A 24,065-nucleotide genomic window follows, 5' to 3' on the forward strand; every position below is an offset into this window, starting at 1 on the left:
AAACGAATAGGCTAACTAATTCCCACTAATTAAACCAATAGTGCAAATCACTCACCCTAGAGAAATATTTAGAATAAATGATTGAGTAATGGTGACTGAAGACTAGGAAAAGAAAATTATTGCTTACTTCCGAGTTACCCACTCACCATTATCTGTTAGGCAAGAGAATTATTTAGTAACAAAAACTGGCTGTTTTACTGTTGACTGCACTAATTCGGCTGTTGACTGCACTAGTTCTTTTGCTGTTGATTGCACTAATTCGGCTGTTGACTGCACTAGTTCTTTTGCTATTGACGCTACTGGTTGTGGCTGCAACAGTTGGGTGTAAAGTTCACTCAGTTGATTTGCTACGCCATCCCAGCTAAACTGAGTTTCGACGCGCTTTCTACCAGCTTTACCTAATTCATCTCGCCATTCTGGATTTAAGAGAATTCGGTCAATGGCAGACGCAAAAGCATCTACATCTTGTGGTGGAGCCAATAAACCAGTTTCTTGATCAACCACCGTAAACTGAAGTCCGCCGACATCACTAGCCACAACTGGTGTATCGCTTGCCATCGCTTCGATCGCCACGAGTCCAAAGGGTTCGTAGTGACTAGGAACAACGCAAACATCGGCAGCTGCGTAATAAGTTGGCAAAATATCTTGACCGAGACGACCAGTAAAAGTGGTAAAGTCGCTCATCCCCAATTCGTTGACGATTTGCTCAATGCGATCGCGCTCAATCCCATCGCTGTTACCTGGAGTACTACCACCACCAATAATTAGCTGGAGATTGTTGGAGTCACGTAGCCCAGACTTGTTTACTGCACGCACCAAGGTTTCTATACCTTTACGTGAGTCAAAACGTCCTACATATAATACAACTTTGGTTTCTTTCTCAATACCCAATTTATCTCTGGCTGCTTCTCGGGCGATTGAACCAAACCGCTGAATATCTGTACCGCAGGGAATGATGTCAATATTACCTTTAGTGGAAACTAGCGATCGCATATGTTGCTTTTCTTGCGGACTTGTCGCCACAATTCGCTCTGCTGTTTCCAAAACCTGTTTTTCCACTTCTAATCGCTTACTAGCAATCAGAGGAGTATTTTCTTTTTCTATAGTGTTATACTTTATTGCTCCTAAGGAGTGGTAGGTGTGAACCTGTTTACTATTTTGGATTTTATTTAACTCCATCCCCACCCAACTAGAGTGCCAATAGTTAGTGTGAACTAACTGGTATGTAATCTCATTTTTTTCTTGAAATTTGAGGAAATTAGCTACAAATTCTGGCAAATATTCATAAATTTCATCTCGCGGCACAAACTCAAGCGGGCCAGCTTTTAAACGAATAGTTCGACAATTGTCGCAATGTTCAACAATCGAGTCTTGCTCCAGACTCACCTTACGGGTAAACATATCAACTTGCCATCCTAGCCGCGCTAGTGCTTCACCCACGTGGCGCACATAAACATTTTGTCCCCCAGCTTCTTCTTTCCCTATTTCAATCGCCGGGTCTCCGTGGACGGAAATCAAGGCAATACGTTTTTCGGTGGTAGAGTTCATAGTTTGTGTGGTGCTGATTTTAACAAAGTTTTAGGCTGTTCCAAGTCCGTGTATAGCACACTTTTCGGAATTGTTTAGGAACTTTGATTAATATTGTTTTTAATTTACTATGTCTAATATTTTTTTACATCCTCTACCAGAAGTATACTTTTAGAGCAAATATAAATATTTAATTTCTTGAGATAGATGAAATTACTATGGTTATATCTAATACTTTTGATAGATGAAAATTATATTTTTTTCTGGTAAAGATAAAATTCCATAGATGAGATGCATTGACGTGAGTTCGACGAAGTTACAGTCGGAGTCAGGAGTAAAAAAGGTTTTTTATCAGGCTTGTAGACCAAAGCACGTAGCTCACTAACTTGCAATCCGCTGTAAAAAGCAGTCACAGGTAGAACAGGTAAACCTTTTAGGTCAATATTTAAAGAAGGTTTATTTTTTTAATAGACTGTGGCAGAAGTTTGCCTACCTTTAAGTAGTTGCTCAGAACAACTTGTCTAGTTAATTGAGATGGTAGCTGGATTTACGGCAGGCTGTACTAGTAGGTATAAGCAACCAGCCTAGCTAAAAGATTGACCACGCAATTAAGTACGCCTGGTATTGCACGGATTAAAAAAACATTATTTTTTAAAGGTATCGTTGCGATCGCCAAATAAATTACTAAGACTTAATAGTGTTGTGTTTTTTACCCGCAATTAATTCTTCTTAGCATTTGATAATCCGGTATAATTTAAAACTAAAAAATGCCTACTTCTCACATTGGAGTTCAAACCAGTTACCACAGTCAACTCACCGCCTTGATCTCACGTTGTATTAAGTAGTAAGAATAACTGTTAAATATTGATGCAAAATTGGGTACTTTCTGGCATTTGCTTCGGAAAGTTTCAGATTATATTTTCAATCATTAATAAATTTCAGGAGCAAATCAGGTGTTTACTTCAACCTTACTCGCTGCTGCAACTACACCTCTGCAATGGAGTCCGACAGTTGGACTGATTATCATTATTGCCAATATCATTGCCATTGTCATTGGCAAATCTACCATCAAGTATCCCAACGCAGAACCAAAACTACCCTCAGTCAATTTCCTGGGTAATTTTGGTTTACCAGCCCTTTTAGCAAGTACCGCCTTTGGTCATATCTTAGGAGTGGGCGCTGTCTTAGGGCTACATAACCTGGGAAGAATTTAGGTTCTTACTCAAGTTAGCCTTTATTTGATGATTCTTTTGTCTCTAGCTTTGAGCCAGAAAGTTAGTTCTCTGGCTCTTTATTTATTGGATACTGAGTTTTAATTTGTTGAATAGTGAGTGTAATCATAAGATATGGCTGTATTGTAGGGATCAATAAAAAAGCAAGTAACAGATTTTTTTAGCTGGATGAAACTATTGTCCTGTAGAGCTTTCTGAGAGTGCTTGCTATTCCAGATATTAACTAACTATTGCTATCCCTTTTAGAAGATGTTTGAAAAGTCGTAAAGTATACTAAAAACCCCACTTCCAAACCTCCTCCCATTGACTTCTAACTCTTAACGAATGTCCACTTTAGTACCTTGATGGGCGCTTCTTGTAGTGCTTGAGCTAATTCAGTGCTGCTCTCAAATTTTACCTGGGAGATATCGCAGGCTTCGACGTTGACTGTGAATTTATCGTCCTGGAAGGGCCAGGGTTTGACAACTACCAAATTATCACTGCGCTGCATGATGTCATAGCGCTTACCTTCAGGGCCCTTACTAATTTCTAAAAACCGCTCATCGGCAGGTAGTTCCTCCTGACAGAGGATCAGAGAAAGGCGATCGCACCATTGCATAAATGCATAGGCTGCATCAACTTCCTCTTTTTTGATGCCCAGTTCTTTGCGCCAACGCTGCTGGTTTTGAAGTTGCTCATCTAAAACTTTGTCTAGTTCTGAAGACTTACCCCGGCTTGGCTCATTTAGACGACTGATGTGCATGGAAATCAATAGAGCCACCCATCGTCCACGGTAAAGGGCATTCTTTGCCAGTTCAGCCAATTTCTCGACACCGGCATCTGCATCGGCATCAGAATTGAGGGTGAAGTCCTTTGGTGCACCAGCTTCAGTAAGAATATCTTCTTCCCACTCTTTTTCTAAGTCATCGTGATGGGAAATTGCAGCTAGCGTTTCATATAACCTTTCTGGAGCATTTTTACGTCGCCACTGCCCTGCCAGTTGAGCTGCTAACAAAGCATGGGCACGATGATAAATGACTTCCCAACCATTTTGTGTAGCCTTGACAATCACAAATCAATCTCCTGATTCTGAGTTTTGATTTTAAGTTGAATTAATTTCTGAAGTCAGAAATGTTGATGTAGATATTGAAGGGCGATCGCTCTGACTTCTTTAGTGTGGCTTAATATCTATAGCCATTCTCAATTGAGTGTTAGATAGTCTATTCTTCATGGCGCAAATATATGTATCTATAGTACATGTTGCACCCGAATTAATATCAGCAAATACTGAACATGTTAGATTCCCGACTTCTTATAGAAGCCGGGAATCTTGGTGTCCAAAAATGATTTAAGATTGCTATAAGTTGAATATAGCTAAGTTCTACCTAAAAAATCTTTGGTGTGGGCAAACAACCCAATAACTACAAAATAAAGTGGGCTATTTGCCCACCGGATGATTGAGAATTTTCAACAATCTGTCAAAAACATTTGTGCCTCAAATCAACTTATACTCTAACTAATCTGACTACAACCTATGCAATTAAGAGTGACTTTGTAGCGGATCAGCAACATATTCAAATGTTGGCTCAGAATTCCAAGGGCCACGCTCATCTTTACCATTACCGTTTGTAGATAGGTTGTAGTAAAGAGCAACAGTTTCATCTGGCTTAACATTACCAAAGAATGGATCTGTCAACTTACCCAGTGAATCTAGAGCTTTCATAAACATCTGAGTATGAGAAATTTCTCGTGTTAACAGATGGACTAAAGTCTCTTGGGTTCCTTGGTCGGTTGCCAACTTGATCAATGCTTCGTAAGTCTGACGAGCACCGGCTTCTGCTGCAATGTTAGCTCTCAAATCACGCACTACATCTCCGCCTTCATTTAAGTAACTTGCAGTCCAAGTATTACCCTGGCTATCTAGAAAATGAGGCCCCATCCCTCGAACTGCAAATAGAGTACTCTTAAAAGCCTCTGTTTGATCCACATTTTTGGTATGAGCTTCGATGAGTTTACCAACCATTTCTAAATGGCCGAATTCCTCGAGCGCAATATCTTGGAGCATATCTCTAATTCCAGCATTTTCAACATGGAATGATTGAACCCAATATTGCAGGGCTGCGCTAAGTTCTCCAGTAGCTCCACCAAACTGCTCTAGAAGTAATTGAGCATAACGAGGATTTGGTTCACTAATCTTTACTGTATGGATCGGGTCTTTTTTGTGAAAAAACATACTGTTATTCTTCCGAAAATAGTGTTCTTACAGAATGGATCGACTGAATTTTTTATCTGTGAGGATTTTTCAAGTTTTTTCTAGCTAATTGGAGACTTTATATGTTTCTAAAGCTAGTTAGCTAGAAGACTGAGAAAACACAGTATTCGTTTAATGGTTGATAACTACCCATAAACAGTTAGGCATTGCTGCTTCTTCTGATTAATCCCCATAGATAAATAGTAACAATTGCGCCCAGCAAAGCCACTAAAATACCAGGAAGAGTTAAAGCAGCAGCAGCCGCAGTATTTTGCAGAGTTCCTGCTTGTATCAAGGTAAATAGACTTCCACTGACGAAAGCACCAATGATACCCAAAACTATTGTGGAGACAATTCCACCACCTTGATAATCAGGATAAGTAGTCTTAGCGTAGGCGTAGCCCGCCGTAGGCATCGCACCTGCCAAAAGTCCTAAAACTACCCAAGCAATAATACTCATAACTGCCTCAACCATTTCACTTATATATAACTTATCAACTTTTATTCACAATTCTTTCTACCACATGGGATAAATGCTAAATCCAAAAGTTAGACAAAAAACTTTACATCCAGATTGGATATAAATCTGCGTTTTACCATTAAAATGCTAAATAAAAGTTTTTTCTAGATTAAGTCATGAATTATTCAAAATATAATCTTAGTCCTGATTGACTGAAAAATAGACAACATTAATAAATTAATTTATCTGATTTTATATCTATCTTAAGATAGATATGTTTTATCTAACTTTTTGGGGATGCATCAAAAATATTTACTTATTAATAAAATGTATATTTTTTGTGATGATTCATCATTAATTATATGTTATTGCACATATAATCAACTAGGCTTTTTGTGCAATTTTTATTTAACAACTCTATAAACTGACCAAAGAGTAATTTTATTAATCACTAATGTTTTGCGAAAATTAGCAATAACTTTTATGAAAAGCCAGATTTAGCCCAATACGCTTAGGTTAGAGCCACATAAAATATATTGCGTAGATTGGGGAGCGACAGCAACCAAGCGGTTTCCCGACAAGCCTTGCAAGTGGCGTTTGAGGAATGAAACCCAATCTACAATTATCCTTAAGGACTTCCAGTTAAAAAAATATCCCATCGTAGGGGCGCAAGGGCAAGATCCCCTACAAATGTACAAATAATTTTGGATAATTTATTTTTTGTCAGTCCCTTAACTGAACTGTATTGAGATTTAGCCAGAAATTTATTGTATGAAATTACACAGGAAAATTTGCTCACACTAATTATTGTGAATATTGAATATATAGCAATCCTAAATCATTCGTGAAAAGTTAGCTCCCCGACAACTTTTACGAAGTCGGGGAGCTGGACACCGCAAATTTGAACGAAATCAGATAGAATTGCTATATCATATTCCCTCAACCGTTATTTTGAAGGTAGATTGAGGAGATAATATGTAGCCAAAATTTGCAGAAGTTATCTCAAATGGCACGGGAGAATTTTGTCTCTCGCGTTTTTGTGTGAGTATCAAATATGACGGCAATATTTCTGACTAGTAATCTACCAATATCTGTAATATGGATATGATTTTTTGATAAACTGACCAGGCTATCGGCTTCTAGTGGTTTTAACGCCTCTAGTTCATCAGAGAAATATTCATCAAAATTGATATGATATTTGTTTTCAATATCTTGCTTATGAAGCTGAAAGTGAGACATAATCCCCATGATGACATCCCGTCTGATAATGTCATTTTGAGTAAGTTTAATACCTTTACTAACAGGTAAAGCACCCGCTGCAAGTGTTTGATAATAATCCTTTAATTCCTTGTGGTTTTGAGCATAAGCATCTTCTAGCATACTGATGGATGTAGCACCAAAACCAAACAGTTCTGTTTCAGCATGGGTAGTGTAGCCCTGGAAGTTGCGCTTGAGAGTACCATTCCGTTGAGCGATCGCTAATTCATCATTAGTTTTAGCAAAATGATCCATCCCAATAAATAGATATTGGTTATTCGTTAATTCTTCAATGGTCATTTTCAGAATCTCTAACTTTTCCTCTGCTGGGGGCAGCGCCTCTTGAGGGATATTTTTTTGCGTCGGTTTTAGCCACGGTACATAGGCAAAGTTAAAGACAACAATTCGGTCAGGGTCTAACTCAATAGTCTTTTTCACCGTCTCCCGAAATGTCTCACGGGTTTGATAGGGTAAACCATAAATAAGGTCTACATTTACACTTTCAAACTTAGCTTCTTTGACCCAACTCATGACATCAAAAAGTATTTCTTCTGGCTGGACACGATTAACAGCTACTTGAACTTGACGATTAAAATCCTGAATGCCAAAACTAATACGGTTAAACCCAATCTGTCTGAGAAATAAAATGTAGTTTCTATCGATATAGCGGGGGTTTATCTCAATTGAGATTTCTGCTTGTGGATCGATGTTGAAATAGCGATTGATGTTTTTCCATAAATATTCTACTTGGTAACGATCCAAGTAATTAGGAGTACCGCCTCCCCAGTGGATTTGTAGCACTTTTCTGTCTGGATCGATTAAAGCTGAGGTGTTTTTGATGTCTTGAATTAAAGACTCTAGGTAAGGTTTGGCAATATTTTTGTTGTTGGAAATTACCGTGTTACAGCCACAGAAGTAGCAAGCACTTTGGCAAAAGGGGATGTGGAAATATAAAGAAAGAGGAGTTTTGCGTTGATTCGAGGCTGCGATCGCGGCCTTAAAATCAGTTTCAGTGAATGTTTCGCTTAACTCTGTAGCCGGCGGGTAACTAGTGTATCTGGGGGCGCGAGTGTCGTACTTTTGGATCAGATCCAGATCAAATTTGACACTAGGTAATACAAAAACCATTGAGTTGCTTTCCAATAAATGTGTGAGGGGAAGGGGGATGAGGGAGGTAAGAATAATTACTGACTTCTGTACAGACGCGATTAATCACGTCTCCTAACTCCTGTAGAGACGCGATTAATCGCGTCTCTACTCCTAACTTAATTAGCCGCAGCTATTTCGGTGCTACCTGAATTCTGGGAACGAGTGAGGCTATTAAACAGAACTTGACCGAGTGCTTTGATTAAACTTCCCTCTAACTCCTGAGCCATCTGTAAATTGAACCGAAAGGCATTATTAGCTTCTGCAACAATCCGTTCTGCTGTTATATCATCAATGGATAATGCATTTAATGCCTGACGATACTTATCCTTAAATGCCTTTTTGTCAGGAATTTGCTCAAAATTGTAAAAGGACGTGCCTTCATAGCCAGAAAGCTTCAGGGCTGACTGAGCAACTTTTTGTAGCATTTGACCCCCTGAGAGATCGCCCATGTAGCGAGTGTAGGCATGACCTAGCAATAAAGCTGGTTCACTAATAGAAATTTCCCGAATGCGGTCAATGTAGCTCTGGGCAGCAGGTGAGGGTATAACTTGCTCTCTCCAATTATCCCCATAATAGAACACCATGTCTTTTACTAGCGAGGATTGGCGATTAAGTTCAGGGAAGTAAACTGCACTAATTACAGGATGGTCTACATGGTTCTCTAATGCCGCTTCTAATTCGCAATAGACGTAATACAAGTTACTTAAGAACTTGGCGAAGCAGTCTTTATCCACAACCCCTTTCAGAAAACATTTCATGAATCCCACATTTTCTGCCGATGTGTGGGCTTGTTGAGTTCCAGAACGCAGTTTGATGGCTAGATTGCTACTCATTGTTGCTTCCTTCATATTCAAGTGCAAGGTTTCTGGGTAGTCACCAACTCAGGATGTCTGCCAGTACCAGCTAAAAAATTGTTATTCTAGGTTTAGAGAGGATCTGCATCACTGTATCCAGCAAGTACCACTGCCGATGCAAATCCCAGCTATTTTTATTTCTCCTAAAATTATTTAACTATTAATTTATATATAACTATAAAGATATTAATGTTTATTTATTGTTTGACGAGCCAGGAGTCTGAATAGACAATTTCTATCTCTAACCAGTACCAAGGTTGAAAGCTGTAATTTATCCTGTATCGTTAATCAACGTAACTGAGCCAGGAACGAAAGATTGCAGTAAACCGTTAATGTGAAAAATTAATGGTAGTAGGTAATCTGGGCGCGTACTCTTTGCATTTCGTACTACAATTTGTAATGTAGATACTGCAAATTTTGTTGATATGGCTAGTTCTTATAAGGAAAATGCTGAAAACCCCTGAGAAACAGCAACGTAGTTGCATATTTCGGACTTCAGGCAGTGGATGAAAGCTAGTAGCACCCTAAAGGGTGTTCTGATTTAATCTTTTTGGTGTGTTATGTACTCTATTACATTTTTTGTAGAAATATTACCAGCAGTTGAAACAAAATAGCTCGGTGTCCATAGAGTTGGAAGTTTAAGCAATTCTGGAAACTCTTTTCTTAAGTGATGAGAAGCCCGTCCTTTAATTCTGTTCATGATTTGGGAGGGGTTGTCTGTTGGTTTCACATTCAAAAATAAGTGAACATGGTCAGGCATGATTTCCATTGCAATAATTTTCCATCTATTTTCATTGCAAACCTCACAGATGATTTGCTGTAATCTCTCTGCTATTAGGTCTACCAATACCTTCTTTCTGCGTTTGGGTATAAAAACGAAGTGATAGTTAAGAAGCGATATTGCATTGCCTTCATGTCTGTATTCATCTGGAGAAAAACTTCCCATGCTTCTCTAATTACTGATTGTATTTTGTATATAGGTAGTGTATATTCAAATAAGCTAATCGACAATAGGAGGTGATGGTATTTGCTAACAAACTTTTGTTTTAAGCTGCGTCCTAACGTCACTCAGTCGAACAAAATGCGTGGATGGGTAGATATGCTCCGCTCTACTTACAACTGGAGTTTAGCTGATAGAATAGCCCAATATAATCAGCAATTCGTTCAGGGAGACTAAGGAAGCGAGACGGACTTTAAAAATTAGACAGAGGCGAGTTAGCAGAAAAGTCAAGGGTAGTAAAAATCGTAAAAAAGCAGCTAGTAAGTTGGGACGTTTTCATAAGAAGATTACAGATAAACGAGTTGCTTGCCAGTGGGACGTTGCAAACCTCATAGTATCTAGAAAGGTTGATGCTATTGCATTAGAAGATTTAAATATCTCTGGAATGTTGAGACGTTGTAAAGTTAAAGTTGATGAAAATACTGGTAGGTTTCTGAAAAATGGACAATCAAGAAAGAAGGCTTTAAATCGTGCTATCTCTGATGCAAGCTGGGCTGAGTTAATTTTAAAGATTGAGTATCTCGCTGCAAAGCAAGGAAAGATTGTAATTAAAATTAATCCTAAACACTCTAGTCAAGAATGCAGAAATTGTGGACATATCGATAAGTCAAATCGTGATGGTGAGAAGTTCATTTGTACAGAATGTGGATATCACGAACACGCTGACATTGGTGCTGCAAAGACTATCAGAGATAGAGGTTTGGAAATAGTACGTGGGGACTCCGCGAAACTAGGTGTTAATCACCAAAACGCCCAAAAGATATCATCGCGCTCTATGAGCAAACGTGGTGAGTTTGGGAACCTGAGCAATCAGGATATTAAGTCTGCAAAGTCTTAAGAATCTCCGTGGCTTCAGCCCGGAGAGTGTCAACTGCTATAATGAATATCAAGCAGTGTTCTGACCTTAATCTGAAACATAGCAGAGATTAACAAGAGCAATGCCTACGGCGGCAAGCTACGCTCACCGGTTGTAAAATTCTGTCAAAAATTACCCTTCATAGCCTCCATTATTGGGCATCTATTGCAGACTTACCTAATCAAACCTATTGATGCTGAGTCATTGAGAGGGACAGTTCATTAGACCTCTTGCAAAAGTCAAAAAATCAAGAATGTCATTCTGAGCAAAACGCAGTCAACAGAAGAATCTCACTACTCTGTTTAGCTTTGCTCAACATGACAATTTAAGCATTTATGCAAGAGGTCTATTGCCTGCATGATTTCTCCTGTTCAATTACTAGTGCATTGGCTGAAGGCTGCTGCATTGCAGTGGTTATGCCGCATCATCCTCCCGCTCACGCAGTATCCCCGCTCTGCCCACCAGCAAACTGTGCCATCCATGCGTCGTATCCACCATACGCCTTCATGGAGATGAGCGGGTTCCAATATTCCCGGTAGTGCTGGATCTTTCCACCCTTAAACTGGAAAATCGTGATGTAGCGCTGGTTATACGGCGTGTCGTCAAGTAGCAATCTGCCGTTGATCTCCAGTTCGACCGTCGCCGCTTCAGGATCGAGCATCGGGTAGATTTGTAAATCCGCGACTGAATCGACCGATATCTTGCCAGTCGTTCCCGACATGTAGGTGAGGATTGCCTCCTTGCCCTTGAATACGCCCTGTCGACCTTCGGGAGCGTAGGGGAACTTGAGGATGGCATCGTCAGCCCAGAGGTCAATCCATTCGTCCCAGCGCTGTGCGCGCATGAGATCGAGGTATGACCGGACGCTTTTAAGCGTGCGATCGCGAATGGCATCATCGGTAGTCATAAGGCAGTCCTTTCCTGTTCAGGCTGAGATTTGATTGATCGCGGACGGTGTTAACGTATCTGACTTACGCTCGGCTGCTTTGAGCTTATCGGCGAACCAGTTAGTGATGTAGTCCGCGTTTTGGCGAATACTTAAATAGTTACCATACCATCTGTGCCGCAATATTTGAATTGAAAAACCCCTTGGACGTGGAGCGATTCGTACCCACAGGCTTTTCACGGTTTGCAAAATAGCGCATCGCTAGTTCAATAGACCTCTTGCAAAAGTCGCTCAGGCAAATTCGGATTGTGGGAGATGAAGCTCGTAATTGTAAAGAGCAGCAATCAGATTAAACTTAATTCTGTAGAATCTGTGCGATCGCCTGAGAAATCGGTAAGCCAGGACATTCCACCGCTAATCGTTTCTGATTCTTGCTCAGATAGGTCTTCAAAGCTTTGCCCTTCTAAAAATCGGGCAAAGAAGGGTACTGCTTGTGAATTCAGTTCTTCTGGTTTGTTTTAAGACATAATTTTTTCCTCATGTTAAGTAATATAAATTTACACTGTTCTCAATGATATTACATAGCATTTCATCTATTAAGCATTAATTTCATGTGAAATTATTTTTAACATTTACGTAAAAATACTTTTGACCCTATTAAGTACTTCGCTGCAAAAGAGAATCAAGATTTAGGAGTCATCGAAGCCAAGCGATCGCCAGTTTCAAAGCTGGATTTGTCCCCTTGGACTGCACCGTCGCAGACATTAGGGACTGACAAAAAATAAATTATCCAAAATTATTTGTACATTTGTAGGGGATCTTGGCCTTGCGCCCCTACGATAGATGTTTTTTTAACTGGAAGTCCCTTAGTGCTATTACTTTAACCTCTCACGAATGGGCTGTGAGTAAAATCATTTGATTCTCCTGAGCCAGGGGCTAGTAGTGTCACAGTGAAGTTTAATTGGTGCAAATACTCAATAGCCCAATGGATGGCGGAAATCACCAACCACTTTGTCAAGTTGTTGAGCGATCGCTAGCAACTCCATCTCGCGCCATCGCTTGCCAACAATTTGCATCCCAATCGGTAAGCCATTGTGAGTTTGCCCTATGGGAATTACCACCGCTGGATGACCACTAAGATTAAATGGTATGGTGTAAGCTCCGTTTGCCACGGCATGAGGATAGGATTTGCCCTGAATATCAATGGCGCTCCAAGCCGGACGATGAGTAAATGCAGGGGTTGCTGTCACAGGAGTGAGCCATACATCCCATGCTTCTAAGGCTTCATCGATTTGGGCAATGAAGCGATCGCGCTCGGTGAGTGTCTCGAAATAACCTCTTAAGCTGGGATTCAAAAGTTCTGGGAGAAAGCGGCTGAAATTTCCCAAGTTTCGCAGTTTTTTGTCACCTTGAGTTGCCGTGCGAAAGAGTAACTCTAAACTGCGTCGCAGATTATAGCGATCCTTGGGTTGGGCGTAGTTGTTGATGTATGCTTCCATCCTCCCGTGAAGGTTCCACACTGTCGATAGATCAAAGTCTTTGGGAAGCCAGCGTTCAACATGAGTACCTGCTTGAGCAAGTTTTTGCACGGCTGTCTGTACTGCGCCTCGAATTTGTGCAGCAACAGGAACCTCCACCCATTCATCAATCCAAGCAATTTTAAGATCCTGCAAAGACTTGCCAGATGGGGTATCAAGGGGAATCGGTGGCACATCTGGGCGACGCAGATCCGCACCAGCGATCAGTGAAAAACAAAGGCGAATATCTTCGAGCGATCGCCCAAAACAGCCAATAGTCAACATTTGTCGCAAACATAGCGGCATCCCCGGTACTTCAGGGATACTTCCTGCGGTGGAAATCCGGCGATCTGTTGGCTTTAAACCATACACACCACAGAAAGTTGCAGGCTGGCGCACGGAACCCGCAATATCGTTGCCTATATCTAATGGTGAAAGTCCGGCTGCAACAGCAGCAGCACTGCCTCCAGAACTGCCACCTGCTGTGTAGTCAAGATTCCAGGGATTATTTACCCGGGGAAATAGAGAATTTGTACTTTGAAAATCACCAGCCAGTTCTGCCATGTTCGTTTTTCCAAGGATAACGGCTCCTGCTGCCCGCAGCCTTGCTACAACCGTGGCATCCTGTTGAGGAATGTAGTCCTTGAGAGGAATATAACCTGCTGTAGTCCGGAGTCCAACTGTTTCAAAAATGTCTTTGATCGTTACAGGGACACCGTGCAGAGCGCCCCAGTGTTCACCTCTGGCTAGGGCTTCATCCGCAAGCTTTGCTGTAGCACGAGCATTGTCTTCGTCTAAGGTGCAAATCGCATTCAGCTTTGAGTTATGTTTAGAAATCTGCGCCAGGTAAGCATCAAAAACTTCAACAGCAGAGACTTGGCGAGCGCTAATCATCTGAGCTAGTTGATGAGCGGGTAAAAAAACTAAGTCACTCATAGGTTGATTTCACCTCATTTGTCGGATTCCAAAGTTTGATCAAGTTAATTATATTTACGTGAACTAGCTGCACTGACTTGGACGTGCCTTGTACAGTGTGGGCTTCCAACTTCACGCAGGAATGCCGCATCTTAGACTTACGTTTGCGAGTTGCTACAACCAATATTTTTGTTTAGCATACTAAATCAAAAGTTAGGGTCTGTTACGGCTTTAGCCTAACGCACCATGTTCTATGGCGGTGCGTTAGGCGCTCATTTTATATTTTTGGTTACAACTTATATCAAAATATGCGCCTAACACACCCGACAATGATTTTATTTTTACTTTATAAATAGTCTGTAACTTGATAGAAGCTACAACCAACGTTGTTTTTTAGCATAGACAATACTACCAATTACAATTAATGTCATCACACAGATCACAATAGGATAAGCCCAAGGTTGCTCTAATTCCGGCATATATTTAAAGTTCATACCATAGAAACCAGACATGAAAGTGATTGGTAAGAATATGGTCGAGAGGATAGTCAAGCGATTAATTCGTTCACCGGTTTTGCTAGCAATATTATCGCGTTGAATTTCCATTAATTCTGACATCCAGGCTCTCAGAGCTTGATATTCTTGCCAGAGTTTATCAACGTGATGAACCAATTCTTGATTGAATAGTTCCTTCACTGGCTGGGTGAGCCATTGGAAATCTTCGTGATCCATAATAGCCATAACTAACTTGATGCTTTGAAAGTTACGGCGTCCGGAACGAGTAGATTGCCTCATCGTGGCAATTTTTTTGTATGTTGATTCATCACCGGAATTCTCTAAAACTTCGTCTTCTAAATCATCAAGTTTTCTAGAAATATATTCAAATACAGTATCGTAATTATTCAAAACCTCTTTAAAAATGAGATAAAAAAGATAGTCTATTCCCCACTTTTGAATATCTAAAGTTCGCTTTTGCAGATTATTAGCTAGAATACTTAAAATTTTTAGTTCAGTGATTTCAAAGGTGATGATAAAATTATTCCCAACTACAATATTACCACGTGCAGCCTCAAATTCGTGATTTTTTATTTGGGGAGTTAGAATTTCATAGCTGTCAAATAAACAATCTTCTACATCTTCATCAATTCCTAGAGGGGAATGGTTGAAAATCATATTAACACGAGATGGATTGAGTCCAAAGTGCTTGATAATTTTGGCTGTTCCAGTCCGATCACGAAAGTGAATACAGCGCAACCAAATATTGTGAGAACCATCAATCTTTTTTAGTACCAGATCGACATCCCTACTGGTGAACAATTCCAGGTTATTTGGATGAAAAGTGAGAAGAATTAGCATATAGCAATCCTAATTGAGTCGTGAGAAAATATGGTGACTCATATTGAGCGATAATTTATTTGACTACAACTACACATCAAATGTCAAAGCCTACGATTTCCGACGGTAACTGGACATATTGGGCTAAAAGAAGAGGCATATACCCGCCTATTCTACCACTTGTATCATCTCTCCTGAAAGGGCTAGTATAGCGGGCGCGTAAATCCAGCTACCATCTCAATTAACCAGACAACAAAGGGGTTAAGCCCCTTGTTCAAGTAGGTCTGTTTAATTTTACAAAGGCAAGAATTTTGTCAATATCATTAGAGAGAAATATTTGAGCAATTGTGATGGAAACCTGACCATTTTGACGGAGTATGTTGAGTGCGATCGCTACCCGACTATATTGAGTCATAGCTCAATTTTTTTCTCTTTCCCCAGATTTAGGGCGACTAGTTGGTGCTGGTGCCGACTTATTTTGTAGAATTGCAATTTCTCTCAGTGCATCTTGATAACTATTTTTTTCTCCTTGCTGTTGGAATAGTTTTGCAGCTTTTTTGAAATCTGCGATCGCTCCCTGTTTATTTTTCTGCTTGGTGCGAATCACACCCCGGTTATAGTAGGCTAAGGCATTGTTAGCATTAATAGTGATCGCTCGTGAATAATCCTGATTTGCAGCTTTTTTATTTCCCAGTTCGAGATAAGCATTACCACGGTTATTGTAAGTTGCTATATTATTAGGATCTAGTTTCAGTACTTCGGTGTAATCTTCAATAGCGCCTTTATAATCTCCGAAAGAAAAGCGGTGAATACCTCTGTGGCTATAAGCTGCAATAAATTTAGGATCAATCTGTAAAATAGCGTTGTAATCTTCAGTAGCTTCGAGTTTATCTCCCATATCACTGTAAACATCACCACGATTAAGATAAGCTTCTATATATTTAGGATTAATACTAATTGCATCCGTATAATCTTTAAGTGCTGCATATTTTTGTTTATTGAGAGATTGAGTTAAACCCCTTTGATAATAAGCTTTGGCATCACTAGGATTAATCTTAATTACTGTATTAAAATCTTGGATTGCTCCAAGTCTTTGTCTGAGGCGACGGCGGAGAATCCCCCGCTGCAAGTAGGCTTCGCTATACTGAGGCTTGAGAGCGATCGCTTTGCTAAAATCTCCAATTGCACCTTTATTATCCTTCAGTTGGGCACGGGCTAACCCCCGGCCATAGTAAGCATATCCATTCTCAGAATTTAACTTAATTGCTTGGGTATAGTCAGCGATCGCTTCTTTGTATTTGCCTAATTCAGACAAAGCAAATCCTCGGTCAAAATAGGCATTAGCATCTTGAGGATTGAGTAAAATGGCTTGGCTAGAATCTGCTTGTGCTTGCTCATAGTCTCCTAATCGATAATAAGCATCGCCTCGCCGATTATAAGCCAAAGCGTTTTGCGGATCTAATTCAATAACCTGATTGAAATCTTCAACTGCTCCTTCATAGTTTCCTGCGTCATATTTATTTACTCCTTCTTGATATAATTGTTGTTGAGCATCACTTACAGGTTTTAGTGAATGCAAAAACCATGCTCCGACACCAAGTGTGATACAGCCAGCTACCCCCGCTAGAATTAGTAATAATTTTTTATCATGCTGTTTTTGCTGATCGCGATCAACATTTGTTATATTTTTCAGAGCGTCTAAAACTTCGGTTGCATACTGGTAGCGCTTACGATAGTCAAAACGCACCATCCTATTAAGAATTTTTGCTAATTTTCTGTTAATTTTTAGATTTTTGTGAAGCCAAACTATTTCACCTGTCAGCTTATTTTTCTGACTTCGCAATTGAGATATTTCCTTTGCTGGTAAACCTAGAAGTGCTGCGATCGCAACTATACCTAAAGCATATATATCACTGTTGTATTTGAGGTTGCCGTTAACTTGTTCTCTCGGCATATATTCGAGATTATCAACGGTCTTAGTAATGGCTTCGTTAACAATAGCAAAATCAACTAAAACTAAATTTTTATCTGACTTACGACGAATAATATTTGCTGGTTTAATATCCTGATGAATTATGCCATAGCTATGTACAATCCTCAAAATTTCTAGGATCTCTGATAAAAGATGAATAACTTGGTCTTCACTCAGAGGTTGTCCCTGGATAATTTCATTAGTTAAAGGATTACCAGGGATGAATTCTTGGACTATATAGAATTTTTCATTTTCTTCAAAACAAGCAATTAACTTTTGAATTTTATTGTGTTCCTGTCCTAGTTTTTCTAAAGTTGCTGTCTTACTGGCAAACAAGCGACGCAGGATGGTTAAAGTTTGAGGATTGTTACTATGCGGACGTAACTGCTTTACTACAAATTGGCTACCAGGAAGATTAACATCTTCAACTAGATATGTTTTCCCCTTTTCACCATCATTGAGAACTTTTAGTATTCGATAATGTTCATCTAGGAAATGACTATTCATCAATATAAATATAGTTTTATAAATTGTTTGATTATAGCTTACGTGTTATTAAAATTAAAAATGAGATAAATGTGTAGACTGCTACGGCGTGCCTCTACAATCTCCTTACCAGAACAACGTGAGTTCGACAAACCTCTCCCACCTAGCCTCTCTCTCCTTGTAGGCTACAGTGGACACACAAGTTCTAAAAACCTAGCTTAATCAGGCTTTCCTCGTTCTCATTCCCTCGTTCCCATGCAGAGCATGGGAATGCATTCATTGAGGCTCTGACTCAATATCTAACTTGAGGCAGAGCCTCTAATCAGCCATTCCTATGCGGAGCATAGGAACGAGAGAAATCTCTCCTCGCTTTGGGGAGAGGTTTGGAGAGGAGTCATACCAAATCTATCGAACTCACGTTAACAAAACGGGTCGATGTTATGCCATTGTAAGTCGATGTTATGCCATTGCAAGTCGGTGTTATGCTATTGCAGGTCGATATTATGCCATTGTAAGTCGATACATTAACAATGCGGTCGATACATTAACATTGTAGGTCGATGCATTAGCAATGCAAGCAGAAAATAGTCTTTGTATCCACAACCAAGAGGGAGTTAGAGTCAGGTTTTACGCTGGCACGACAAATTTCTCACTACCAGCCAGTCCAAAGGCTGCATGAATGGCTTGCAAAGCTTTAACACCTTGCTCTTGCGCCACGACACAACTAATTTTGATTTCTGAGGTAGCAATCATTTGAATATTGATTTGTTGTTGGGCTAAAGCTTCAAACATTTTAGCGGCAACACCTGGTTGTCCTACCATACCTGCACCGACAATACTCACCTTAGCGATCGCACTATCTAAAACAACTTCACCCCATCCTAATTCTGCCGCTACTTGGGTGAGCATTTCTCTTGCATTTTCCCCATCCAGCTGCGAGACTGTAAAGGCAATATCCCGCCTGGGAACACCATTAATAACTCGACAGCGCTGAGATTGGATAATCATATCAACGCTGATATTATGTTGCGCTAATAGTCCAAACAGCTTCGCCGCCATCCCCGGACGATTTGGCAATTGGCGAATAGCAAGACGCGCTTGGTTCAAATCTAAAGCAACGCCGCGAACCGGAGGAGTGGGCGAAGAGTGAGTAGAGACGCGATTAATCGCGTCTGTAAAGGGGTTAGGAGGAGAGACGCGATTAATCGCGTCTGTACAGGGGTTAGGAGTTAGGACTTCTCCCTTGCTTTTTGCTTCGATCTCAAAGGCGGTGCAGAGTGCGCTGACGGCGCGATCGCATTCGGCTGCATCTACTACGCAACTTACTTTCACTTCGCTGGTGGAAATCATTTGAATGTTCACGCCAGCTGCTGCTAAGGTGGCGAACATCTTTGCAGCCACACCAGGACGGCCAATCATTCCTGCGCCTGCGATGCTAACTTTGGCAATGTTATGTTCTACCATTACCTCGGCTTCGTCAAATTTGGGGTTAGATTGACTCCTCAGTGCTGGGGCGATCGCTGCTGTTACTGCTTCTGCCCGTTTTAATATTGGTGTGGTGACCGTAAAGGCAATGTCATTACTATTACCTTCATGAATTGATTGAATAATTAAATCTACGTCTACTTCTTGCCGAGAAATTTCGCCAAATAACCTTGCTGCTACGCCTGGTTTGTCGGGTACGCGCAATAAAGCGACCTTCGCTTGGTCAGTGTCAAATTCTACATGATCCACCGGACGGGCAATTTCTAGATTGATCAGCGATCGCCCTTGGGGTTTGGGTGATGTTACCCAAGTACCGGGGTCATCCGTCCAGCTAGACCTAACTACAAGGGGTACACCGTAGTTTCGAGCAATTTCCACAGCGCGGGGATGTAGCACTTTTGCGCCCAAGCTAGCTAGTTCCAACATTTCATTGCAGGTGATCGCATCCATCAACTGGGCTTCGGCAACTAAGCGGGGATCTGTAGTTAAAATACCTGGAACATCTGTATAAATTTCACAAAAATTTGCTCGTAATGCAGCTGCGATCGCCACGGCGGAAGTGTCGGAACCACCACGACCCAAAGTCGTAATTTCCATCTCTCCAGCGCTGGTAGTACCTTGAAAGCCAGCTACTACAACTACTTTACCTTCATTTATGTGGCGAGTTAGGCGAGTAGTTTCAATATGCAAAATCCGAGCGCGGCTGTGTTCTGCTTCAGTAACAATTCCTACCTGAGCGCCAGTCATAGAAATTGCAGGCTGTCCGAGTTCCTGCAATGCCATACTGAGTAAGGCGATCGTTACTTGTTCGCCAGTGGAAAGCAGCATATCCATTTCCCGGCGGTTAGGATTTGGAGAAATTTCAGTAGCTAGTTTGACGAGTCCATCGGTGGTTTTGCCCATTGCCGAAACCACTACGACAATAGAGTTTCCAGCTTTAACAGTTTTATAAACACGCTGTGCAACAGCTTGAATCCGTTCGACTGAACCGACAGATGTACCACCGTATTTCTGAACTATGAGCGCCATAACTTTTTATTTAATCAATTGTGCCTGCTTTCATCAACGCTTCCGCCTGGTAAGGAAGCCTTCAAGGCTTATCAGTTATATAGTTTACTAAATATTGCGGCGAATGCCCGATCATAATTGATTATTCAAAAACTACATCTTCGTAGAGTGCTGCCATTGTTTCCTCAAAATCGACGCTGTTGAGTCGAAATGATTGATGTTCTGCTGTGTAGGATTGTAAAATCCACAACCCTTGCTCATTGCGTCGAAAACACTCACCTCGTTGACGCTTTGTATTAATTAAAACATATTCTTGCAGACTTTCCAGGGTTTGATAATCGGCGAATTTGTCGCCCCGGTCAAAGGCTTCAGTAGAATTAGATAAAACTTCGACAATTAAACAGGGAAATCTTTTATAACCTAGATCGCAAACAAGGTTAAGAACCAACGACAAAATCGGCGTTTCTCGTTTGGTTTAGTTTCCAAGACTCAAAGCGATGTCTACGATGGTCACTGACTTGTACTGAGCGCAGTCGAAGTAGCTTGTCGTACCCCTACGGGGAAGCAAGCTACGCGTAGCGTCTCGTAGAGAAGTGCGGGCTACGCCTACGCTAAATTTATGTCAATAAGCGGCGATTAATACAATTATTTTCCAGCCTATTGAGAATAAAATCTTCTTGTTGATATGATGTGTTTGCCCTGCACTGATGGTTGATTAGTTTGCAGTCGTTATATGAAATCATCAATCATTACTGAACGGATATATAGTCAAGCTCACTATCTTTGCATTTCCCCCTGTTGTATACATCCTGAACTCTTTATTGGATGGATCAGGAAAGAATAAACCGCTTAACACGATTCGTCCATCGCCTGCAAACACTTCTACCGAACTTCGATCCACGAGAATCCGAAGTTTTAAGATGCTATTATTCGTACCAGATACCACAATAGGCACCTGAGCGATCTGCGATCTTGTACTGGGTTGGGCGTTCCTTGAACCTGACATGAGTCGCTGAATTATTGGTGCTGCAAGCGGAACAGAGGTAGACAACCATTGACCGATAAACCCAGACTCTTGTTGAGTTAATTCTGAAGTCGATCCACCCGCTTCAGAAGCAGAGCGCGTTAGTGATAGCTGTCCCTTGTCGGCACCAGTACGTCGCCATGTCAACACCATTCCTTGCCCTGTATTACCCGCTCGAAGCTGAATCTTGATTTCAGAGTTGACTTTGGGCAAACCGGCGACATCAATTGCTAGGTCAGCATCGAATGCCGTGGAACGAAAATTCTTCAGTTCATCTGGTGTCCTATTGGTCAGGGGTTTATCCCGTAGCCGAGTAACACGCCCAAGCGCAGAATTTCTTAGAACCACTAGTTCTTGAACTGGAGTTTGAGTCAGCCAATAGGTGCCATTATCTCTAATCAGCCCCAGGTCTCGCGGAATGCTCAACTGTCCTCGCCAAGGCGTTGTTGGAACTTGGTGGGCGTAATGCCAATTATCTTGCCAGGCCGCTAAGATTCGTCGTCCTGGAGTGTTAGACCAGGTTTGAGGTGCATAAAAATCTGACCCAAAATCTAAAGGTCGAGGCTGTGACTCCTGCTTGAACTGCTTACCATCAAATTCGCCGATGATATAGAGACTACGTGACGTAAAATTTCGTGACCTTTCACATTGCTTTTTGAGGGCAGGGGCAGTGAGCGGCATTCCGGTACTGTCTCGAAAACCCTGGCAGGCCACGGGCGGGAGGAACCCTTCGCTATAGGTCAGCACCCACTTGGTTTCGCTAGTCTTTGAATTGCTGACGGGTAACTCAATCAAATCTGGGGTTTCGACAAAAGGGCCTAAAGTGGTAAAGCTGCTGTAGAGCGGGACAGAGGACAGGAGATTCCATTGTTTGAGATTCGCAGACTCGTAAAGCTCGATTCTGTCTCCAACAGCTAATACCATGATCCAGTGTCCCTTATAGGGGAATACCTTCGGATCTCGAAAATCTGGTTTAGGAGGTGTGAAGTTAGGCAACACACTCTCCGGTGCTTTAAAAGATTCGCCTCCATCGCAGCTAGCAGCAAGCCACTGATCCTGGAGGGTGATAATCGGAGTGTTCTTCGTGAATATGGAAGCAATACAAAGGTTTGAGCAGTCGCAGGATGGCTGTTTTGCGGCCTCACCACTAACGACTACAGCCGACCCCGAAAAGGGAGACCAGACTTGATTTTGATCGTCACTACTGCCAAGAAGATCCATCGGCGGATTGAACATGGCGTCTCTGCGCCCAGACCAGTGAACCAAATCAGTGCTAACCGCATGTCCCCAGTTTAGTTGACCTCCATTATCCCGGGAGAACGGAACTGCCTGATAATAGAGATGGTACGTTCCATTTACATAGACAAGACCGTTGGGATCGTTCATCCATCCCCATGAGGGGGCAAAATGAAACAAAGGTCTCCATGAACTGTTGGGATATGCCTGCACACTCAGCCGAACCGTTTCAGAACCTCCCTTGGAGTAATAAAAGTTTGGTGCGATTTGAACCGTCAGGTTAAAATTCTGATCTTTTGGAACATCCAGAGGCACAGCAACTTCCAGTACAACCTGCCCTTTGGCTCTACCCTGTGCAAGTCCTTTCTTACTAAGAAGCCTGACACCAATTCGTGCATCTGAGGAAGCGACCGAAGTCGCAAAATCAATCCCATCTCCGATGACAGTAATACGACGTGTTTCACCTTGATGAACACCACCACCTCCAACAACCTTTTCGATCGCAGACCGAGCAGGAGCAGGAAAGATCAACAAAGCTGCGGTCGCATAGAGCATAGAAACAATACGCACTTTCATCGCTCTTCTCCAAAGAATATCCCTACAATTCCGGCTGAAACTTCACCACCTTGACGCAAGGAAGTGAATAGACCTCTTGCAAAAATCCTTTAATCACCCCTCCCTAACCCTCCCCTTTACAAGGGGAGGGGCAAGATTTCAAGTTTCCCCCCAATATATCGGGGGGATTAAGGGGGGTCTATTCGACTTATGCAAGAGGTCTAATGGATGCATTATATGATTTTAAATTTTCATGATAAAATTTAATGCAGCAAACAAAGCTTCCACTCCTCTAAAAATTAATAACTCCTAACAATTTGGACTTATTTGTTCAAAGTCCAATCACTAAGAAAGCGGAACCAAAAAACTTTAAAAGCTGCTTTAGATTTACACTCTAAAATAGAGCGATCGCCTTTACAACACCATCATTCCACCTCAGAACTCGGAACTACTAGCTCGGAACACGAAACTCCGAGTTCAGAATATGAAACTCCGAGTTCAGAACATGAAACTCCGAGTTCGGAATATGAAACTCCGAGTTCAGAACATGAAACTTCGAGTTCGGAACACGAAAGGCCAAGTTCAGAATATGAAAGGCCGAGTTCAGAACATGAAACTCCGAGTTCAGAACATGAAACTCCGAGTTTAGGCGATCGCAAATCTAACTTTTAACATGGTACGCTTTGCATAAAACTTGCCTATTCTTGATTTGAGGAAAGGCGATCGCGCAAATCTGCCAAATTTCCACGCACAGTAACAGTATTAGGATGATTTGCACCTAACCGAGGCTCTAAAATATCTAATGCTTGGATGTAAAGAGGTTCGGCTTCGCTGTATCTGCCTTGGGAGTCGTAGAGTACCGCTAGGTTGTTGAGACTTTGTGCGATATCTGGATGTTCTTCACCCAGCAACTTGCGCCAGAGTGCCAAAGCTTGGATGTAAAGGGGTTCGGCTTCGCTGTATCTGCCTTGGGAACGGTAGAGTAATGCTAGGTTGTTGAGACTTTGTGCGATATCTGGATGTTCTTCACCCAGCAACTTGCGCCAGAGTGCCAAAGCTTGGATGTAAAGGGGTTCGGCTTC

At 41.5% G+C, this 24,065-nt stretch carries 18 protein-coding genes and 3 pseudogenes; 4 read left to right on the forward strand and 17 right to left on the reverse strand.

The window, feature by feature from the left end; translation table 11 throughout:
- Nucleotides 1-306 precede the first annotated feature (306 nt).
- Nucleotides 307-1,548 (reverse strand): annotated as a pseudogene (locus V7K49_RS03475) (glycosyltransferase family 4 protein); the annotation flags it as partial.
- A gap of 932 nt (nucleotides 1,549-2,480) precedes the next feature.
- Here V7K49_RS03475 and psaK point away from each other — a divergent pair.
- Nucleotides 2,481-2,741, forward strand: a complete 261-nt coding sequence (psaK, locus tag V7K49_RS03480) for a photosystem I reaction center subunit PsaK (protein WP_298920297.1) — start codon at nucleotides 2,481-2,483, stop codon at nucleotides 2,739-2,741.
- Nucleotides 2,742-3,069: 328 nt separating this feature from the next.
- On the opposite strand, the gene V7K49_RS03485 is transcribed toward psaK, so the two are convergent.
- The 6 genes from V7K49_RS03485 to tnpA form a co-directional block, all read right to left on the reverse strand.
- Complete coding sequence (locus V7K49_RS03485) at nucleotides 3,070-3,810, reverse strand: DUF3891 family protein (protein ID WP_335204528.1); 741 nt, start codon at nucleotides 3,808-3,810, stop codon at nucleotides 3,070-3,072.
- 468 nt (nucleotides 3,811-4,278) lie between these two features.
- On the reverse strand, nucleotides 4,279-4,971 hold the full coding sequence (locus tag V7K49_RS03490) for a manganese catalase family protein (RefSeq protein WP_334873623.1): 693 nt from the start codon (nucleotides 4,969-4,971) through the stop codon (nucleotides 4,279-4,281).
- Nucleotides 4,972-5,149: 178 nt separating this feature from the next.
- Nucleotides 5,150-5,449: a GlsB/YeaQ/YmgE family stress response membrane protein gene (locus V7K49_RS03495; protein ID WP_335204529.1), complete on the reverse strand. Its 300-nt coding sequence runs from the start codon at nucleotides 5,447-5,449 to the stop codon at nucleotides 5,150-5,152.
- Nucleotides 5,450-6,451: 1,002 nt separating this feature from the next.
- Nucleotides 6,452-7,834 (reverse strand): oxygen-independent coproporphyrinogen III oxidase, encoded by a 1,383-nt coding sequence (gene hemN / locus V7K49_RS03500; protein WP_335204530.1) that lies wholly within the window; start codon nucleotides 7,832-7,834, stop codon nucleotides 6,452-6,454.
- Between the two features lie 137 nt (nucleotides 7,835-7,971).
- The gene (locus V7K49_RS03505) at nucleotides 7,972-8,688 is read right to left on the reverse strand and encodes a biliverdin-producing heme oxygenase (protein ID WP_334873629.1); all 717 of its coding nucleotides are present in this window, start codon (nucleotides 8,686-8,688) and stop codon (nucleotides 7,972-7,974) included.
- 562 nt (nucleotides 8,689-9,250) lie between these two features.
- On the reverse strand, nucleotides 9,251-9,655 hold the full coding sequence (tnpA, locus tag V7K49_RS03510; protein ID WP_335204531.1) for an IS200/IS605 family transposase: 405 nt from the start codon (nucleotides 9,653-9,655) through the stop codon (nucleotides 9,251-9,253).
- Between the two features lie 81 nt (nucleotides 9,656-9,736).
- On the opposite strand from tnpA, the gene V7K49_RS34500 reads away from it, so the two are divergent.
- Together V7K49_RS34500 and V7K49_RS03515 are read left to right on the forward strand one after the other, a co-directional pair.
- Entirely contained in the window at nucleotides 9,737-9,886 is a 150-nt protein-coding gene (locus V7K49_RS34500; RefSeq protein WP_442948633.1) for a helix-turn-helix domain-containing protein, read from the forward strand.
- Nucleotides 9,861-10,547, forward strand: a complete 687-nt coding sequence (locus tag V7K49_RS03515; protein WP_335204543.1) for an RNA-guided endonuclease InsQ/TnpB family protein — start codon at nucleotides 9,861-9,863, stop codon at nucleotides 10,545-10,547. The genes V7K49_RS34500 and V7K49_RS03515 overlap by 26 nt, the downstream gene beginning before the upstream one ends.
- A 454-nt stretch (nucleotides 10,548-11,001) precedes the next feature.
- Here the strand turns inward: V7K49_RS03515 and V7K49_RS03520 are convergent, their stop codons facing one another.
- The 9 genes and pseudogenes from V7K49_RS03520 to V7K49_RS03560 all read right to left on the reverse strand — a co-directional run bounded on the left by V7K49_RS03520 (nucleotide 11,002) and on the right by V7K49_RS03560 (nucleotide 23,004).
- On the reverse strand, nucleotides 11,002-11,472 hold the full coding sequence (locus tag V7K49_RS03520) for a nuclear transport factor 2 family protein (protein ID WP_335204532.1): 471 nt from the start codon (nucleotides 11,470-11,472) through the stop codon (nucleotides 11,002-11,004).
- A gap of 431 nt (nucleotides 11,473-11,903) precedes the next feature.
- Nucleotides 11,904-11,954 (reverse strand): annotated as a pseudogene (locus V7K49_RS03525) (microviridin/marinostatin family tricyclic proteinase inhibitor); the annotation flags it as partial.
- A gap of 471 nt (nucleotides 11,955-12,425) precedes the next feature.
- The gene (locus tag V7K49_RS03530) at nucleotides 12,426-13,904 is read right to left on the reverse strand and encodes an amidase (protein WP_335204533.1); all 1,479 of its coding nucleotides are present in this window, start codon (nucleotides 13,902-13,904) and stop codon (nucleotides 12,426-12,428) included.
- 353 nt (nucleotides 13,905-14,257) lie between these two features.
- Nucleotides 14,258-15,238: a magnesium transporter CorA family protein gene (locus V7K49_RS03535; protein WP_335204534.1), complete on the reverse strand. Its 981-nt coding sequence runs from the start codon at nucleotides 15,236-15,238 to the stop codon at nucleotides 14,258-14,260.
- 253 nt (nucleotides 15,239-15,491) lie between these two features.
- The gene (locus tag V7K49_RS03540; protein WP_335204535.1) at nucleotides 15,492-15,632 is read right to left on the reverse strand and encodes a hypothetical protein; all 141 of its coding nucleotides are present in this window, start codon (nucleotides 15,630-15,632) and stop codon (nucleotides 15,492-15,494) included.
- A 3-nt stretch (nucleotides 15,633-15,635) separates the two neighbouring features.
- The gene (locus V7K49_RS03545; RefSeq protein ID WP_335204536.1) at nucleotides 15,636-17,696 is read right to left on the reverse strand and encodes a tetratricopeptide repeat protein; all 2,061 of its coding nucleotides are present in this window, start codon (nucleotides 17,694-17,696) and stop codon (nucleotides 15,636-15,638) included.
- Between the two features lie 606 nt (nucleotides 17,697-18,302).
- Nucleotides 18,303-20,189 (reverse strand): aspartate kinase, encoded by a 1,887-nt coding sequence (locus tag V7K49_RS03550; protein ID WP_335204537.1) that lies wholly within the window; start codon nucleotides 20,187-20,189, stop codon nucleotides 18,303-18,305.
- Between the two features lie 121 nt (nucleotides 20,190-20,310).
- Nucleotides 20,311-20,586: pseudogene (locus tag V7K49_RS03555) on the reverse strand (Uma2 family endonuclease); the annotation flags it as partial.
- 324 nt (nucleotides 20,587-20,910) lie between these two features.
- Nucleotides 20,911-23,004, reverse strand: coding sequence for a glycoside hydrolase family 32 protein (locus tag V7K49_RS03560; protein ID WP_335204538.1), 2,094 nt, complete (start codon nucleotides 23,002-23,004; stop codon nucleotides 20,911-20,913).
- Between the two features lie 306 nt (nucleotides 23,005-23,310).
- Between V7K49_RS03560 and V7K49_RS03565 the strand changes: the two genes are divergently transcribed.
- Nucleotides 23,311-23,655 carry a hypothetical protein gene (locus V7K49_RS03565; protein ID WP_335204539.1) on the forward strand — a complete coding sequence of 115 codons (345 nt, stop codon included), beginning with the start codon at nucleotides 23,311-23,313 and terminating at the stop codon, nucleotides 23,653-23,655.
- 26 nt (nucleotides 23,656-23,681) lie between these two features.
- Here V7K49_RS03565 and V7K49_RS03570 read toward each other — a convergent pair.
- Nucleotides 23,682-24,065 (reverse strand): tetratricopeptide repeat-containing protein (locus tag V7K49_RS03570; protein ID WP_335204540.1); only part of this gene is annotated, 384 nt, incomplete at its 5' end.

This window comes from Nostoc sp., assembly GCF_036919675.1.
Classification (GTDB): domain Bacteria; phylum Cyanobacteriota; class Cyanobacteriia; order Cyanobacteriales; family Nostocaceae; genus Nostoc.

Excerpts from the sequence above, each read along its gene's own strand:
- V7K49_RS03490 (WP_334873623.1), bottom strand. The coding sequence starts at position 4,971 with ATGTTTTTTCACAAAAAAGACCCGATCCATACAGTAAAGATTAGTGAA.
- V7K49_RS03495 (WP_335204529.1), bottom strand. The coding sequence starts at position 5,449 with ATGAGTATTATTGCTTGGGTAGTTTTAGGACTTTTGGCAGGTGCGATG.
- hemN (WP_335204530.1), bottom strand. The coding sequence starts at position 7,834 with ATGGTTTTTGTATTACCTAGTGTCAAATTTGATCTGGATCTGATCCAA.
- V7K49_RS03505 (WP_334873629.1), bottom strand. The coding sequence starts at position 8,688 with ATGAGTAGCAATCTAGCCATCAAACTGCGTTCTGGAACTCAACAAGCC.
- tnpA (WP_335204531.1), bottom strand. The coding sequence starts at position 9,655 with ATGGGAAGTTTTTCTCCAGATGAATACAGACATGAAGGCAATGCAATA.
- V7K49_RS03520 (WP_335204532.1), bottom strand. The coding sequence starts at position 11,472 with ATGACTACCGATGATGCCATTCGCGATCGCACGCTTAAAAGCGTCCGG.
- V7K49_RS03530 (WP_335204533.1), bottom strand. The coding sequence starts at position 13,904 with ATGAGTGACTTAGTTTTTTTACCCGCTCATCAACTAGCTCAGATGATT.
- V7K49_RS03535 (WP_335204534.1), bottom strand. The coding sequence starts at position 15,238 with ATGCTAATTCTTCTCACTTTTCATCCAAATAACCTGGAATTGTTCACC.
- V7K49_RS03540 (WP_335204535.1), bottom strand. The coding sequence starts at position 15,632 with ATGACTCAATATAGTCGGGTAGCGATCGCACTCAACATACTCCGTCAA.
- V7K49_RS03545 (WP_335204536.1), bottom strand. The coding sequence starts at position 17,696 with ATGAATAGTCATTTCCTAGATGAACATTATCGAATACTAAAAGTTCTC.
- V7K49_RS03550 (WP_335204537.1), bottom strand. The coding sequence starts at position 20,189 with ATGGCGCTCATAGTTCAGAAATACGGTGGTACATCTGTCGGTTCAGTC.
- V7K49_RS03560 (WP_335204538.1), bottom strand. The coding sequence starts at position 23,004 with ATGAAAGTGCGTATTGTTTCTATGCTCTATGCGACCGCAGCTTTGTTG.